At 64.6% G+C, this 15,353-nt stretch carries 12 protein-coding genes and 1 tRNA gene; 12 read left to right on the top strand and 1 reads right to left on the bottom strand.

Annotated elements, in window-relative coordinates:
- Positions 1-14: 14 nt before the first annotated feature.
- Genes XaplCFBP3123_RS09295 through XaplCFBP3123_RS09285 form a run of 3 tightly spaced genes read left to right on the top strand, consistent with a single transcriptional unit; the run spans position 15 to position 5,349 of the window.
- Positions 15-2,201, top strand: a complete 2,187-nt coding sequence (locus tag XaplCFBP3123_RS09295) for a Six-hairpin glycosidase-like protein (RefSeq protein WP_104533758.1) — start codon at positions 15-17, stop codon at positions 2,199-2,201.
- Entirely contained in the window at positions 2,198-3,676 is a 1,479-nt protein-coding gene (locus tag XaplCFBP3123_RS09290; RefSeq protein WP_104533757.1) for an MFS transporter, read from the top strand. Before XaplCFBP3123_RS09295 ends, XaplCFBP3123_RS09290 begins: the two co-directional genes overlap by 4 nt.
- On the top strand, positions 3,676-5,349 hold the full coding sequence (locus XaplCFBP3123_RS09285) for an alpha-amylase family glycosyl hydrolase (protein WP_429001619.1): 1,674 nt from the start codon (positions 3,676-3,678) through the stop codon (positions 5,347-5,349). Before XaplCFBP3123_RS09290 ends, XaplCFBP3123_RS09285 begins: the two co-directional genes overlap by 1 nt.
- Positions 5,350-5,799: 450 nt before the next feature.
- Here the strand turns inward: XaplCFBP3123_RS09285 and XaplCFBP3123_RS09280 are convergent, their stop codons facing one another.
- The gene (locus tag XaplCFBP3123_RS09280; RefSeq protein ID WP_172453171.1) at positions 5,800-6,921 is read right to left on the bottom strand and encodes a LacI family DNA-binding transcriptional regulator; all 1,122 of its coding nucleotides are present in this window, start codon (positions 6,919-6,921) and stop codon (positions 5,800-5,802) included.
- Between the two features lie 325 nt (positions 6,922-7,246).
- On the opposite strand from XaplCFBP3123_RS09280, the gene thrS reads away from it, so the two are divergent.
- The 9 genes from thrS (at position 7,247) to XaplCFBP3123_RS09235 (ending at position 15,101) form a co-directional block, all read left to right on the top strand.
- Positions 7,247-9,151, top strand: a complete 1,905-nt coding sequence (thrS, locus tag XaplCFBP3123_RS09275) for a threonine--tRNA ligase (protein WP_104533754.1) — start codon at positions 7,247-7,249, stop codon at positions 9,149-9,151.
- A 48-nt stretch (positions 9,152-9,199) separates the two neighbouring features.
- Positions 9,200-9,742, top strand: a complete 543-nt coding sequence (gene infC / locus XaplCFBP3123_RS09270; RefSeq protein WP_080639730.1) for a translation initiation factor IF-3 — start codon at positions 9,200-9,202, stop codon at positions 9,740-9,742.
- Between the two features lie 240 nt (positions 9,743-9,982).
- Complete coding sequence (gene rpmI / locus XaplCFBP3123_RS09265; RefSeq protein ID WP_002811096.1) at positions 9,983-10,180, top strand: 50S ribosomal protein L35; 198 nt, start codon at positions 9,983-9,985, stop codon at positions 10,178-10,180.
- 10 nt (positions 10,181-10,190) lie between these two features.
- Positions 10,191-10,550, top strand: a complete 360-nt coding sequence (rplT, locus tag XaplCFBP3123_RS09260) for a 50S ribosomal protein L20 (protein WP_016903313.1) — start codon at positions 10,191-10,193, stop codon at positions 10,548-10,550.
- 255 nt (positions 10,551-10,805) lie between these two features.
- A complete protein-coding gene (locus XaplCFBP3123_RS09255; protein ID WP_104533753.1) occupies positions 10,806-11,801 on the top strand; it encodes a phenylalanine--tRNA ligase subunit alpha in 996 nt (331 codons plus the stop codon).
- A gap of 126 nt (positions 11,802-11,927) precedes the next feature.
- Positions 11,928-14,306, top strand: a complete 2,379-nt coding sequence (gene pheT / locus XaplCFBP3123_RS09250; protein WP_104533752.1) for a phenylalanine--tRNA ligase subunit beta — start codon at positions 11,928-11,930, stop codon at positions 14,304-14,306.
- Positions 14,307-14,327: 21 nt separating this feature from the next.
- Positions 14,328-14,627, top strand: a complete 300-nt coding sequence (locus XaplCFBP3123_RS09245) for an integration host factor subunit alpha (RefSeq protein ID WP_002811076.1) — start codon at positions 14,328-14,330, stop codon at positions 14,625-14,627.
- Positions 14,608-14,964, top strand: a complete 357-nt coding sequence (locus XaplCFBP3123_RS09240; RefSeq protein WP_005995911.1) for a MerR family transcriptional regulator — start codon at positions 14,608-14,610, stop codon at positions 14,962-14,964. The genes XaplCFBP3123_RS09245 and XaplCFBP3123_RS09240 overlap by 20 nt, the downstream gene beginning before the upstream one ends.
- 60 nt (positions 14,965-15,024) lie before the next feature.
- Positions 15,025-15,101, top strand: a tRNA-Pro gene (locus tag XaplCFBP3123_RS09235).
- The last annotated feature ends 252 nt before the right edge of the window (positions 15,102-15,353 follow it).

The following is a 15,353-nucleotide window of genomic DNA, read 5'->3' as shown; positions in this document are numbered from 1 at the left end:
GTCTCGCCGCTTCGATGCTGAAGATGATCTGCATGGCTGCAACGCTCGGCGTTGCGGCAAGCTCGCCGGCGTTGGCCGATGAGCTGGAGTTCCAGGGCCGCTGTGCGCAGGCGCAGGCACTCGAAGACGGCGGTTTTGTGCTTCGCTGGCCGCAGGGCGAGCGCCGTATCGGGCCGCAACCGATGCGCACCTACACCGCCAGTGCGTTGTTCGACGCCTTGTTCGCCATGGCGCAGCAGGAAATGGCCGACGATCGTGTCGAGGCCATTCGCGATCCGGCCTTCAACGACGGCAAGCCGGTGCCGTGCGCGTGTTTCGAAACCGGTGAGCGCTGGCCCTACGTATGGACGCGCGATGTCAGCTTCGCCGCCGATCTGGCGTTGGCGCGGCTGGAGCCGGAGCGCACGCGCACTGCGCTGCGCTTCAAGCTGTCGGCGGCGCGCGACGGGCAGACGCCTGGGGTGTTCGTCGCGCAGGACACCGGCTCCGGTGGCAGCTGGCCGATCAGCAGCGACCGCGTGGTGTGGTTCCTCGCCGCGCGCAGCCTACTGGACGACCAGCCATTCGCCGAAGAGGTCTGGGGCGCATTACAGGCCACCATCGCGCAGGACCGCGCAGCGGTCTTCGATGCGCAGATCGGGCTCTACCGCGGCGAAACCTCGTTTCTGGATTGGCGCGAACAAACCTACCCGGAGTGGACGCGCGAGGATGTGCGCTTCATCGCCGAGTCCTTTGCCCTGTCCACCAACGTGTTGCACTACCAGGCCCTGCGTCTGGCCGAGCAGCTGGCGCGCCAGCATGGCGACGCGCGCGCGGACCAGTACGCCCAGTGGGCCGATGCCTTGCGCCAGGCCATCGCTGCGCGCTTTTGGGATGCACGCAGCAACCAGTACGTGAGCTATCTCGGCAATGCAGCGCATCCGGTGCGCTATGCCAAGGTCGACCTGCTCGGCGTGTCGCTTGGCGTGCTGGCTGAGGTGTTTCCGAAAGACCGTGCGCGTACCGCGCTGCGCAGGTATCCGCTGGTTGCCGGCGGCAGCCCGGTGGTGTGGCCGCAAGAAGCCGAACAGCCGATTTATCACAATCGCGCCGTCTGGCCCTTCGTCAGTGCGTATGCGCTACGCGCCGCACGCCAGCTGGACGACGCGCCGCGCATTGCGCTGGAGCTGCAATCATTGATGCGCGGCAGCGCGCTGGCCGGCTCCAACATGGAAAACTACGAGATGCAGAGCCTGGCCGTGCACGTGGAGGAGGGCGCCCGCAGCGGCCCGGTGGTGAATTCGCCGCGGCAGTTGTGGTCGGTTGCAGGCTATCTCTCTGCGGTGCTGGAAGGCGTGTTCGGCATTGGCACCGATGGCAGCGTCGCTCCGAAATTGCCGCGTACGTTGCTGCCCTTGTTGTTTGGCGACCGCCAGCAGATCGTGCTTGAACAGGGCGCCCGACGGTATGTGCTGCAGCGGCCGACGACGCGTGCAGGTGAGTTGTTGGTGGCGGGGAAGGTCGAGCAACAAGGCCAGACCACGTTGGTGCATCTGATCGGTCGCACGGCCGACACCACGGCCCCGCCGCAGCCCGGCCAGGTGTTCGCACCCGGCACGCCCGAGGCGCCCGTCGCGCAACGGCAGGGCGATGGCTACCGCATCGCGATTCCGGCAGGGGCGACGCTGTACATGGATGGGCATGCGTTGGACGCCGCGCGGCACTGGGATCTGCGCGACGACGGCCTGCTGCATGTGCTCAGCCTGACCCGTCGCGCCGATGGCCTGGAGTCGTTGCACAGTCCCTCGTTGACGCTCGGCCCGTTGCAGGAAGTCCCGGGTAGCGAGGCCTGGGTTTGGACTCCAACGCGCGCGGGCCAGCATCGCGTATCGCTGCGTTATCGCAACGCCAACGGTCCGATCAATACCGGCGTCACTGCGGCGGTCAAACGGCTGCTGCTGGAATGCCCTGGACTGGCCACGCAGTCGCAGGTCGTCGTGATGCCGCATAGCGTGGGCGAGCAGCTGTCCACGCAGGTCAGCTTCACGGCGGTGGCCGGGCAGCAGTGCCGGTTCCGGTTGGAAGATGGCTTCAACATGAGTGCGCTCGCGCATTTTGCGCAGTACAACGGCGGCCGCGGTGGTCGCGATGGCGTAGTCAACACCGCGCAGGTGAGCGCGCTGCAGGTCGGACCGGCGGCGAGCACGGAGGCTGCGCAATGACCGCCAAGCCACGCCTGAGTTTCTGGCAGATCTGGAACATGTGCTTCGGCTTTCTCGGCATCCAGTTCGGCTTCGCGCTGCAGAACGCCAATGCCAGCCGCATCTTCCAGACCCTGGGTGCGCAGGTCGACGACGTGCCCGGTTTGTGGATCGCCGCACCGCTCACCGGTCTGATCGTGCAGCCCATCATCGGCTACCTGTCCGACCGCACCTGGACCCGATGGGGCCGCCGGCGCCCGTACTTCATGGTGGGCGCAGTCTTCACCACACTGGCCTTACTGGTGATGCCCAATGCGCCGATGCTGTGGATCGCCGCCGGCACGCTGTGGGTACTGGATGCATCGATCAACATCTCGATGGAGCCATTCCGCGCCCTGGTCGGCGACCAACTGCCAGCCGCGCAGCGGCCCACCGGCTATGCGATGCAGAGCTTCTTCATCGGTGTAGGTGCGATCGTGGCGAGTTTCCTGCCATGGCTGCTGACGCATTGGGGCGTGGCCAATACCGCGCCGCCAGGACAGTTGCCCGACAGCGTGCGCTACGCCTTCTACCTCGGTGCCGCGGTGCTGTTTCTTTCGATCAGCTGGACGGTGTTGCGTACGCGCGAATACAGCCCGCAGCAGCTGGCAAGCTTCGACGATGCGCATCCGCCTGTCGCGGCTGCAGCGATCGCCGGCACCTTGCCATCGCAGCGTGCGAGTGTGTTCTGGTGCGGCATCGGTGTCCTGCTCGCCGCTGCGATCGCCTGGCAACACGGCGACCGCATGCTCTATGTGCTGGCCGGCTTGTGCATCGCTTACGGTGTGCTGCTTGCATTGGCGCGCGTGCTGCCGTCCACCAGCATGCTGGTGGCGATCGTGCAGAATGTGCGCAGCATGCCGCTGACGATGCGGCGCCTGGCCTGGGTGCAGTTCTTCTCCTGGTTTGCGCTGTTTGCGATGTGGATCTACACCACTGCTGCGGTCACCCAGTTGCACTTCGGTGCGCACGACACCGTGTCGGCGGCCTATAACGAGGGCGCGAACTGGGTGGGCGTGTTGTTCGGCGCCTACAACGGGTTTGCGGCGTTGGCGGCATTGGTCATTCCACTGCTGGTGCGTGCGATCGGCCTGCGCTGGAGTCATCTGTGCAACCTGTGGCTGGGTGCGGCCGGGCTGTTGTCGATGCTGGCGATCCGCGACCCGCAGTGGCTGCTGCTGTCGATGCTGGGCGTCGGCTTTGCCTGGGCCTCGATCCTGTCGCTGCCTTACGCCTTGCTGTCCGACAGCGTGCCTGCCGCCAAGATGGGCGTGTACATGGGCATCTTCAATTTCTTCATCGTGATTCCGCAGCTGGTCGCAGCCAGCGCTTTGGGCTTGGTGTTGCGCGTGTGGCTCGGCGGTCAGCCGATCTATGCATTGGCCATCGGCGGCGCCAGTCTGCTCATTGCCGGCGTGTGCGTGGTGCGTGTTCCAGTGGCTTCGGGAGAGCAGTGATGCGTCATGTGATGATGGCTGGAGTGATCGTGTATGCAGGAGTGGCGAACGCAGCGGCTATACCTGGCGATTACTACGGCACGCTGGAACCGTTCGCTGCCGACGCGGTGTATTTCGTGGTGACCGACCGTTTCGTCAATGGCGACCCCGGCAACGATCAACGCGAACAGGGCGGTGCGCATCGCACGTTCGATGTGCCGACGCCTTGTGCCGATAGCGTCGGCGACAACATCGGTTATCTGGGTGGCGACTTCAAAGGCATCGTCGAGCATGCCGACTACATCCGCGACCTGGGGTTTGGTGCGGTCTGGATCACGCCCATCGTCGACAATCCGGATGAAGCCTTCACCGGCGGCAAGCCGATCAGCTGCGGCAGCACGCTCAGCGATCACGGCAAGACCGGGTACCATGGATATTGGGGGGTGAACTTCTACGAACTCGACGAGCATCTGCCCAGCCCGGGCCTGGACTTTGCCGGTTTCACCCGCGCCATGCATGCCAGCCGCTTGAAGGTTGTGCTGGATATCGTGGGCAATCACGGCTCGCCGGCCTACACCATGCCGATTGCACAGCCGGGCTTCGGCAAGCTGTACGACGCCAATGGCCGCCTGGTCGCCGATCACCAGAATCTGCCGCCGGCACAGCTGGATTCGCAGCACACTCCGTTGCATGCGTTCTACAACACCGGGGGCGGTCTGGCCGAGTTGTCCGATCTCAACGAAAACAATCCCGCGGTGCTCGATTATCTGGCCGGCGCGTATCTGCAGTGGATGGAGCAGGGCGCCGACGTGTTCCGTATCGACACCATCGGCTGGATGCCGGACCGCTTCTGGCATGCGTTCGTTGCACGCATTCGCGAGAAACGTCCGGGATTTTTCATGTTCGGCGAAGCCTTCGATTACGACGCCAACAAGATTGCCGGGCATACCTGGGCCCGCAATGCCGGCGTCAGCGTGCTGGATTTCCCGTTGAAGCAGCAGCTGTCCGCTGTCTTCGGCCATGAGCAGGCCGGGTTCGAGAAGCTCGCCGCGCCGCTGTTTCTGCGTCACGGGCCGTATGCCAATCCGTACGAGCTGATGAGCTTCTACGACAACCACGACATGGCGCGCCTGGATGCCAGCGACACCGGTTTTATCGATGCGCACAACTGGCTGTTTACCGCGCGCGGCATCCCGGTGATCTATTACGGCTCGGAAACCGGCTTCATGCGCGGGCGTGCCGAACATGCGGGCAATCGCAATTACTTCGGCCAGGAGCGCATCCGCAACGCACCGCAAAGCCCGATCTTCGGCCCGCTGCAGCAGATCGCGCGGCTGCGTCGCGACACGCCGGCATTGCAGCGCGGCGTGCAGGTGGATGTGCTTCTACGCGGGGATCAAGCGGCGTTTTTGCGTGTCTATCAGCATGCGGGCGCCAACCAGACGGCGTTGGTGCTGCTCAACAAGGGCGATGCGGCGGCGAACATCGAGGTGACGCGTTTTCTGCAGCCCGGCACCTGGCGCGACGCGATGAGTGGCGAGCAGGTGCCGGTGCAGCGCCGGCTGCTTGCGCCGGTGCCCGCGCATGGCGTGCGGGTGCTGCTGTCGGACGCGCCGATCACCGACCCGGCCTTGCGCAGGCAGCTCGATGCGCAAATGGCTGAGCAAGCCGCGCGCGATGCCCGCAACAGGTAGGAGCGCACGCACCCGGGCGCGATGGAGCGTTGCCGGTAACGCCCCGTCGCGCCCGGGTGCGCTCCTACGAGGCATCAATGGTCGCGGCCGATTTCGCAATCCTTCGCGCATGCTCCAACGATTCCCGATTCCCGATTCCCAAGCCTCGGCACCCAGCGATTCCGCTGGTCACCTGTCCGCATGTCAGCTTGAGAGCTTCCCCAGTCGACGGTGGCTTCGATCCTGGTAACGCTGCGGGCCGCGGCTGCATGAGGGCAGACGGGCGAGCAAGCCGCGCGCGATGCCCGCAACAGGTAGGAGCGCACCCGGGCGCGATGGGGCGTTGCCGGTAACGCCTTATCGCGCCCGGGTGCGCTCCTACGAGGCATCAATGGCCGCGGCCGATTTCGCAATCCTTCGCGCATGCTCCAACGATTCCCGATTCCCGATTCCCGATTCCCGATTCCCGAATCAACGCCTGACAACCCCATCAGCGGCCCGACCAAGCACCGCGTCGCCGGTCTCCGGGCCGGACGGCCTCCACCCCAACGGCGGTTGCAGACCGCTGCTACGCGAGGAGTCGCGTACCGCCAGCTTCACCGGGATCGTGCGGCTCTGCGCCGCTTCGCCGCGGATCAGCGCCACCAGGCTTTCCACCAGCAGCGTGCCGGCCTGCTTGGTGTCCTGCTGCACCGTCGACAGCGCCGGCGCCACCGACGCGGCCAACGCGATATCGTCGAAGCCGCTCACTGCCACATCCTGCGGCACCCGCAAGCCACGCTCGCGCAAGGCGCGCATGGCGCCGATCGCAATCAGGTCGCTGGCCGCACACACCGCATCGAACGCCTTGCCGCTGTCGAGCAGCTCCAGACATGCGGCATGGCCGGACGACTCGGTGGTAATCGCATCGAACTGCAGCGCGCGATCGGCGACCAGGGCCTGTTGCTTCAGTGCAGCCACGTAGCCGCGGTAGCGCTCTTCGAACTCGGGGTAATGATTGGACGCATGGCCAAGAAAGGCGATGCGGCGACAGCCCTGCGCGAGCAGGTGCTCGGTGATATCCAATCCGCCCTGATAGTTGTCGCTGCCGATCGAAATGCCCGGCTGCCCCGGCAGCGCCGCGCCCCAACGGACGAAGTGGGTACCTTGTTCGACCAACAGCTGCAGCCGCCGGCGCGACTGCTGGTAGTCGCCGTAGCCGAGCAGGATGATGCCGTCGGCCTTGTTGCTGTCTTCGTAATCGGCCTGCCAGTCCTTGGACAGCTGCTGGAAGGACACCAGCAGGTCGTAACCCTGCAGCGCGCAGGCGCGGGTGATCGAGCCCAGCATCGAATGGAAGAACGGGTTGATCAGCGAATCGTCGGCGGTGGGGTCTTCGAAGAACAGCAGCGCCAGCGTGCCGGCATTGCGCAGCCGCAGCGACGAGGCGTTCTTGTCGACCTTGTAGTTCAACTCGTTGGCGATGCGCAGGATGCGCTTGCGGGTTTCTTCGTTGACCATCGGGCTGCCGCGCAGTGCGCGCGACACGGTCGGCTGCGACACGCCGGCCAGGTAGGCGATATCCAGCGAGGTGGCTTTACCCTTGATGGTCATGGTCGGCACTGGGAGCACAGGTGGTCGGCATCATGCCACGTGCCCGCCGGCCCCGTGCCGGCGTGCGCAACGGCGGGCCGATTGGTTTACCATTCGCTTCCGAGACCCCTTGCGAGAAGGTGGCCCGCGCCCCGCGCCGGCCCAGCGTGCGACATGAGTACTACCACCGCCCACCGCTGATTCCGGCCGCGCCAGTCCGCAGGGCGCCCGCCCGGCGTTCGTTCTGCACCACCTCTCGCCATACGCTTATCCGAGCCTGTCCCGCAATGGGCAGATCTCCCTTGCAGCCGTCGCGCTGCAGCCAGCACAGACCTCATTCTTGCCCATGATCAACATCACGCTCCCCGACGGCAGCCGCCGCGAATTCGAATCCCCCGTCTCGGTGATGCAGGTCGCCCAGTCGATCGGCGCCGGCCTGGCCAAGGCCACCATCGCCGGCCAGGTCGACGGCCAGCTGGTCGATGCCAGCGACGTCATCGACCACGATGCCAGCCTGCGCATCATCACCGCCAAGGACGCCGAAGGCGTGGAGATCATCCGCCACTCCTGCGCGCATCTGGTCGGGCATGCGGTCAAGCAGCTATACCCGGAGGTCAAGATGGTGATCGGTCCGGTCATCGCCGAAGGCTTCTACTACGACATCTACAGCGAGCGCCCGTTCACGCCGGACGACATGGCCGCGATCGAGCAGCGCATGCAGGAATTGATCGCGCAGGACTACGAGGTGATCAAAAAGGTCACCCCGCGCGCCGAGGTGATCGAGGTGTTCGCCCAGCGCGGCGAGGAGTACAAGCTGCGCCTGATCGAGGACATGTCCGAGGACATCACCGCGATGGGCCTGTACTACCACCAGGAATACGTGGACATGTGCCGCGGCCCGCACGTGCCCAACACGCGCTTTCTCAAGGCCTTCAAGCTGACCCGTATTTCCGGCGCCTACTGGCGCGGCGATGCAAAGAACGAGCAGCTGCAGCGCATCTACGGCACCGCCTGGGCCGACAAGAAGCAGCTGGATGCCTACATCCTGCGCATGGAAGAGGCCGACAAGCGCGACCATCGCCGCATCGGCAAGCAGCAGGACCTGTTCCATCTGCAGGAAGAGGCGCCCGGTCTGGTGTTCTGGCACCCCAAGGGCTGGTCGCTGTGGCAGGTGGTCGAGCAGTACATGCGCAAGGTCTATCGCGACAGCGGCTACGGCGAGGTGCGCTGCCCGCAGATCCTGGACGTGTCGCTGTGGCAGAAATCCGGCCACTGGGACAACTACCAGGACGCGATGTTCTTCACCGAGTCGGAGAAGCGCACCTATGCGGTCAAGCCGATGAACTGCCCCGGCCACGTGCAGGTGTTCAACCAGGGCCTGCACAGCTACCGCGACCTGCCGATCCGCTACGGCGAGTTCGGCGCCTGCCACCGCAACGAGCCGTCCGGCGCGCTGCACGGCATCCTGCGCGTGCGCGGCTTCACCCAGGACGACGGGCACGTGTTCTGCCTGGAATCGCAGATCGAATCAGAAGTCACCGCCTTCCATCAGCAGGCACTGGCGGTCTACACCGCGTTCGGCTTCGACGACATCGAGATCAAGATCGCGCTGCGTCCGGAAAAACGCCTGGGCGACGACGTGACCTGGGACAAGGCCGAAGCCGCGCTGCGCAGCGCGCTGGGCGTGTGCGGGGTGGAGTGGCAGGAGCTGCCGGGCGAGGGCGCCTTCTACGGCCCCAAGATCGAGTACCACCTCAAGGACGCGATCGGCCGCACCTGGCAGCTGGGCACGATGCAGGTCGATTTCATGATGCCGGGCCGCCTTGGCGCCGAGTACGTGGACGAGCACAGCCAGAAAAAGCATCCGGTCATGCTGCACCGGGCGATCGTCGGCTCGATGGAGCGTTTCATCGGCATTTTGATCGAACACCACGCCGGCGCCTTCCCCGCCTGGCTCGCCCCGGTCCAGGTCGTTGTCGCAAATATCACCGATGCACAGGCAGACTATGTCGACTCGGTTCGGAAAACCCTTGCAAATCAAGGCTTCCGTGTAAACGCCGATTTGCGTAACGAGAAGATCGGATATAAGATTCGCGAGCATACGCTGCAACGCGTGCCTTATCTCCTCGTCGTCGGTGACCGCGAGAAGGAAAACGGCGCCGTCGCCGTGCGGACACGTTCGGGAGAGGACCTCGGGACCATGACGGTCTCGGCCTTCATCGAACGGCTGCAGGCAGAGCAGGCAGCGTGAGCCAACCCCGGCCGGTCTGGATGATCCGGATGCGCCGGTTCGATTCCCCTGGGAGATTGCAATATCAGTACCCCTGACAACAAACAGAACCGCAAGAACCAAGAAATCCGTGTGCCGCGCGTCCGCGTGATCGGCAGTGACGGTGAGATGGTCGGCGTGTTGTCGCGCGACGAAGCGCTCGCCAAGGCCGAGGAAGAAGGCCTGGATCTGGTCGAAATCCAGCCGCAGGCCGATCCGCCGGTCTGCAAGATCATGGATTTCGGCAAGTTCAAGTTCGAGCAGCAGAAAAAGGCCAACGAGGCCAAGAAGAAGACCAAGCAGGTCGAGATCAAGGAACTCAAGTTCCGTCCGGTGACGGACGAGGGCGACTACCAGATCAAGCTGCGCAACATGCGCCGCTTCCTGGAAGAGGGCGACAAGGTCAAGGTCAACATCCGCTTCCGTGGTCGTGAAATGAGCCATCAGGAGCTGGGACGCGAAATGGCGTCCCGGATCGAGGCCGACCTGGGCGAGGACATCGTCATCGAGTCGCGCCCGCGCCTGGAAGGGCGCCAGATGGTCATGATGATCGCGCCTAAGAAGAAGATCTGATTCCGCGCTGAGACGGGCCCTGCTGGGGTCCGTCCGGCTGGCGACAGCTTCCATTTGCAAGAATTCCCGGCAACGGGCATACTGCGCGGCCCGGTTTTGCCGGGGCGCCGCGCAAGCGGCACAGGACCTGTCCGGATCGTGTTCGATCAAGGACTTACAAGCAGGCAAGGGCAGGGATGGAAAGCGTGGTCGCAAGACTGCCGCCCGGGTCAGTGACAAAACACCATCAAGGACATTGCAATGCCCAAGATCAAGACCAACCGGGCGGCGGCCAAGCGTTTCCGCAAGACCGCCTCCGGCAAGTACAAGTGCGGCCACGCAAACCGTAGCCATATCCTCACGAAGAAAGCGACCAAGCGGAAGCGCAACCTGCGGCAGACGAACCACGTCCGCGCCGAGGATGCAGGCCGTCTCGATCGTATGCTTCCCTATCTCTGAGGACTGAACCATGGCACGAGTAAAGCGTGGTGTGCAGGCGCGCCGCCGCCACAAGAAAATTCTGACCCTGGCGAAGGGCTACTACAATGCCCGTCGCAAGGTTTTCCGCGTCGCCAAGCAGGCGGTCATCAAGGCACAGCAGTACGCCTATATCGGCCGCAAGCAGAAGAAGCGCGTGTTCCGTTCGTTGTGGATCACCCGCATCAACGCGGCTGCCCGCATCAATGGCCTGAGCTACAGCCGTTTCATGAACGGCCTGCTGAAGGCAGGTATCACCCTGGACCGTAAGGTGCTGGCCGATATCGCCGTGCACGACGCCGCCGGCTTTGCCGCGCTGGCTGAGAAGGCCAAGGGCGCGCTGGCGGCATAGGTGCGAGTCCCTCGCAAGAGCCCGCACATCCATGTGCGGACTGTTGAAGGGGTAGTTTCTCGAGGGAGCTTGCACATTCGTGTACAGGCCTCCGGCGAGGGCAAGCAGATATGCAGGGGGAAGGGCGCGAGTCCTTCCCCTTTTGCGTTTTAGACAGCCGGCATCGGTCGATTCGATGGCTGGCAAGAGATGTGGCAATGCGTTCCGGTGCATCCGGAAACACTGTTCGGTTGACGCAGTTGAGGCGCGAGTGCAATGAGTGAGATTCAATCCCTGACCGAGCGTGCGCTGGCCGATGTCGCCGCCTCGCAGACGCCGGACCAACTGGAAGCCTTGCGCGTCGCATTGCTGGGCAAGAGCGGCAGCATCACCGCCCAGCTCAAGCAGCTCGGCACGCTGCCGGCCGACCAACGAAAGGCCGCTGGCGAAGCGATCAACCTGTCGCGCGATGCGCTGACCGCGGCGTTGTCCGAGCGCAAGCACACGCTGGAAAACGCCGCGCTGGACGCGCGTCTGGCCGGGGAGCGGATCGATGTCACCTTGCCGGGCCGTCGTAGCGAACGGGGCGGATTGCACCCGGTCACGCGCACGCTCGAGCGCATCGTCGAGATCTTTGCGCGCCTGGGCTATGAATTGTCCGATGGCCCGGAGATCGAGGACGACTGGCACAACTTCGAAGCCCTGAACTTTCCACCGCACCATCCGGCGCGCGCGATGCACGACACGTTCTATTTCGGCGATGGCCGCCTGTTGCGCACCCACACCTCCGGCGTGCAGGTGCGCTACATGGATGCGCACACACCGCCGCTGCGCATGATCGCGGCCGGCAAAGTGTATCGCTCCGATTCGGACCAGACCCATTCGCCAATGTTCCATCAGGTCGAAGGCCTGCTGGTGGACGAGCATTCCACCTTCGCCGACCTCAAGGGCACCTTGTCCGAGTTCGTGCGGGCGTTCTTCGAGCGCGATTTCGAAATGCGCTTCCGCCCCAGCTATTTTCCGTTCGTGGAACCGGGCGCGGAAGTGGATATCGCCTGGCAGCAGCCCGACGGCAGCACGCGCTGGCTGGAAGTGCTCGGCTGCGGCATGGTGCACCCGAACGTGCTGCGCAGCGTCGGCATCGACCCGGAGCGCTACACCGGCTTCGCGTTCGGCCTGGGCGTAGAGCGCTTTGCGATGCTGCGCTACGGCGTCAACGACCTGCGCGCGTTCTTCGAAAACGATGTGCGTTTTCTCAGGCAGTTTGCTTGACGGCGGGGAATCGGGAATTGGGAATGGGGAATCGTTGGAGCCACGCGCTCCGCGGATCCTGTTCCGAATACCCGGCGCCCCCGCTTTTGCGATTCTCCATTCTCCATTCCCGATTCCCGGCTCCTCATGAAATTCTCTGAAAATTGGCTGCGCAGCCACGTTCCCATCCAGGCGAGCCGTGACGAGCTTGCCGCAACGCTGACGGCGATCGGTCTGGAGGTCGAAGAGGTCACGCCGTTGGGCGAAGCGCTGGGGCAGGTGGTGGTGGCGCGTATCGTCGAGGCGGTGCGTCATCCGGAAGCCGATCGTCTGCAGGTCTGCAGCGTCGATGCAGGGCAGGGCGAGTTGCTGCAGATCGTGTGTGGCGCGCCCAATGCGCGTGCCGGTCTGGTGGCGCCGTTGGCGCTGGTCGGTGCGCAGATCGGCGCGCTCACCATCACCGCGGCCAAGCTGCGCGGGGTCGCCTCCAACGGCATGCTGTGCTCGGCCAAGGAGCTGGGGCTGGACAGCGATGCGTCTGGCCTGTTCGAGCTACCCGACGATGCGCCGGTGGGTCAGGCGCTGGCCGAGTATCTGGGGCTGCCCGATGCCAGTATCGAGATCAAGCTGACGCCCAATCGCGCCGACTGTTTCAGCGTGCGCGGTATCGCCTTCGATGTGGCGGCCGCATGCGCCAGCGAAGTGGTGGCCTTCGACGCCGGTGCGGTAGCGCCGGTGTCCACGCGCACGCTGGCGGTGGAATTGCATGCCGGCAGCGAAGCGCCGCGCTATTGCGGACGTGTGATCGAGGGCATCGACCCTGCCGCGAAAACGCCGGTGTGGCTGGCAGAGCGGCTGCGCCGCAGTGGCGTGCGTCCGGTCTCGCTGCTGGTGGATATCACCCAGTACGTGATGCTGGAGCTTGGTCAGCCGATGCATGCGTTCGATCTGGACACGCTGCAAGGCCCGATCGGCGTGCGCCGTTCGCGCAGCGGCGAGCAGCTGGCGCTGCTGGATGGCCGGCAGGTCACGCTGGACGACAGCTTCCTGACCATCACCGATGCCGACCGCCCGGTCGCCTTGGCTGGTCTGATGGGTGGCCTGGACACCCGCGTCACCGAGACCACGCGCAACGTGTTCCTGGAGTCGGCGTACTTCGATCCGGCCGCGATCATGGGGCGTGGCCGCAAGTTCGGTCTGCATACCGATGCCGGTCATCGCTTCGAGCGTGGTGTGGATCCGGCGTTGCCTCCGCAAGCGATCGAAGTGGCGACGCAGCTGGTGCTGGAACTGGCCGGTGGTACGCCGGGACCGGTCGTGCATGCGCAACTGCCGCAGCATCTGCCGCAGCCGGCGTGCATCCTGCTGCGGCGTGCGCGGATCGCGCGCGTGCTCGGTATCCAGATCGACGATGCCGAAGTTGCGCGCATTCTGGGCGCGCTCGGCATGCAGCTGGAGGCGGTTGCCGAAGGCTGGCAGGTGATGGCGCCGAGCCGTCGCTTCGATATCGCCATCGAAGAGGATCTGATCGAAGAGCTGGCGCGTATCCACGGTTACGACCGCGTGCCGACCACGCTGCCGGGCGGCGCAAGCCGGATTGCGATGCCGAGCGAAACCCAGCTCGATGAGCTCAGCGTGCGGCGCCAGCTGGTGGCGCGCGAGCTGCAGGAAACCATCAATTACGCCTTCGTCGATGCCACCTTGCTGGAGCGCTGGCAGCTGACCGACGGCCTGGTGCCGTTGGCCAATCCGCTCAGCGCCGAGCTTGCGATCATGCGTCCGCGCCTGTTGCCGGGCCTGGTGGCGACGCTGGGCCGCAATGCCGCGCGCCAGGCCGGACGCGTGCGCCTGTTCGAGCTGGGCAAGGTGTTCGCTGCCGCGCCCGATGCCGGCGCTGCGCCGCAGGAGTCGCAGCATGTCGCCGCGGCCGTATGTGGCGATGCCTTGGCGCTTCAGTGGGGTGAGCCCACGCGCAAGGTGGACTTCCACGACCTGAAGGGCGACCTGATGGCGCTGGCTGCGGCCAGTGGCGCAGTGCTGGACTTCCAGCCCTCTGCCCAGCCTTTCGGGCATCCGGGGCGCTCGGCCGACATCCATCGCGGTGGCGTTTGCATCGGCTGGATCGGGCAGGTGCATCCGCGCCTGGCCAAAGCGTTGGACATCGACGTGGATGTGATCGCGTTCGAGCTGCAACTGACGGCGCTGGTCGAACGGGCGCTGCCGCGTGCCGGCGAACTGTCGCGCTTCCCCTCGGTGCGTCGCGACCTGGCCTTCCTGGTGCCGGAAGAGGTGAGCTGGGCGGCGCTGTCGAGCAGCGTGCGCACCACCGTCGGGCCGTTGTTGCGCGAGGTGCAGTTGTTCGACCGCTATGTCGGGCAGGGGGTCGAGCCAGGTTTCAAGAGTCTGGCTATGGGCTTGATTTTGCAGGATAACTCGCGCACTCTCACCGACCGGGACGTCGACGCAGTCGTTGCCGATGTGGTGGCCGTGATCGAGCGCGAGCACCGCGCCCGGATCCGGAGTTGAGGCGGTAACCAGGGGATTGGCATGGCATTGACGAAAGCGGAGATGGCCGAACGTCTGTTCGACGAGGTCGGTCTGAACAAGCGCGAGGCAAAGGAATTTGTCGACGCGTTCTTCGATGTGCTGCGCGATGCGCTGGAGCAGGGTCGTCAGGTGAAGCTTTCCGGTTTCGGCAACTTCGATCTGCGGCGCAAGAATCAACGGCCCGGTCGCAATCCCAAGACCGGTGAGGAAATTCCGATTTCGGCGCGTACGGTGGTGACCTTCCGTCCGGGCCAGAAGCTCAAGGAGCGGGTGGAGGCTTATGCTGGATCCGGGCAGTAATCGTGAACTACCGCCAATTCCGGCCAAGCGCTACTTCACCATCGGCGAAGTCAGCGAGCTGTGCGACGTCAAACCACATGTGCTGCGCTATTGGGAAACCGAATTCCCGAGCCTGGAACCGGTCAAGCGGCGCGGCAACCGGCGCTACTACCAGCGCCACGACGTGCTGATGGTGCGCCAGATCCGTGGCCTGCTGTACGAGCAGGGCTACACCATCGGCGGCGCACGCCTGCGTCTGGAGGGCGATGGCGCCAAAAGCGAGTCAGCGTTGAGCAACCAGATCATCAAGCAGGTGCGCATGGAACTGGAAGAGGTTCTGCAGCTGCTGCGCCGCTAGGAAAACGCGTCGCAAAGCCGCTATAATCGCATGCCGCTCTAGCAGCGGGTGCAACATCTTCGGGGTATAGCGCAGCCTGGTAGCGCACTAGTCTGGGGGACTAGTGGTCGTCGGTTCGAATCCGGCTACCCCGACCAAACACGGAGCCCATGTCTTCACGGACATGGGCTTTTTGTTGCGCCGCAACATGTGATTCGTGGGGTGTCATGCAGGTGGCACGATATGTACATCGGCATACCGCAGAGCAGCATGGAGTGGTCGGTCGAGCCCGGTTGCTTGCGGTTTCGCACGCTGTGGACCTGGATCACGGAATGCTGCTAAGTATCCGTAAATGTTCCGAATCATTAGCGCTGGATTACTACGTGGATCACGTTTTGTTAACGTTGTAA

The sequence above is a fragment of the Xanthomonas arboricola pv. populi genome (assembly GCF_002939945.1).
In the GTDB taxonomy this organism is placed as follows: domain Bacteria; phylum Pseudomonadota; class Gammaproteobacteria; order Xanthomonadales; family Xanthomonadaceae; genus Xanthomonas; species Xanthomonas arboricola_A.
This window is presented reverse-complemented; position numbering and strand designations above follow the sequence as displayed.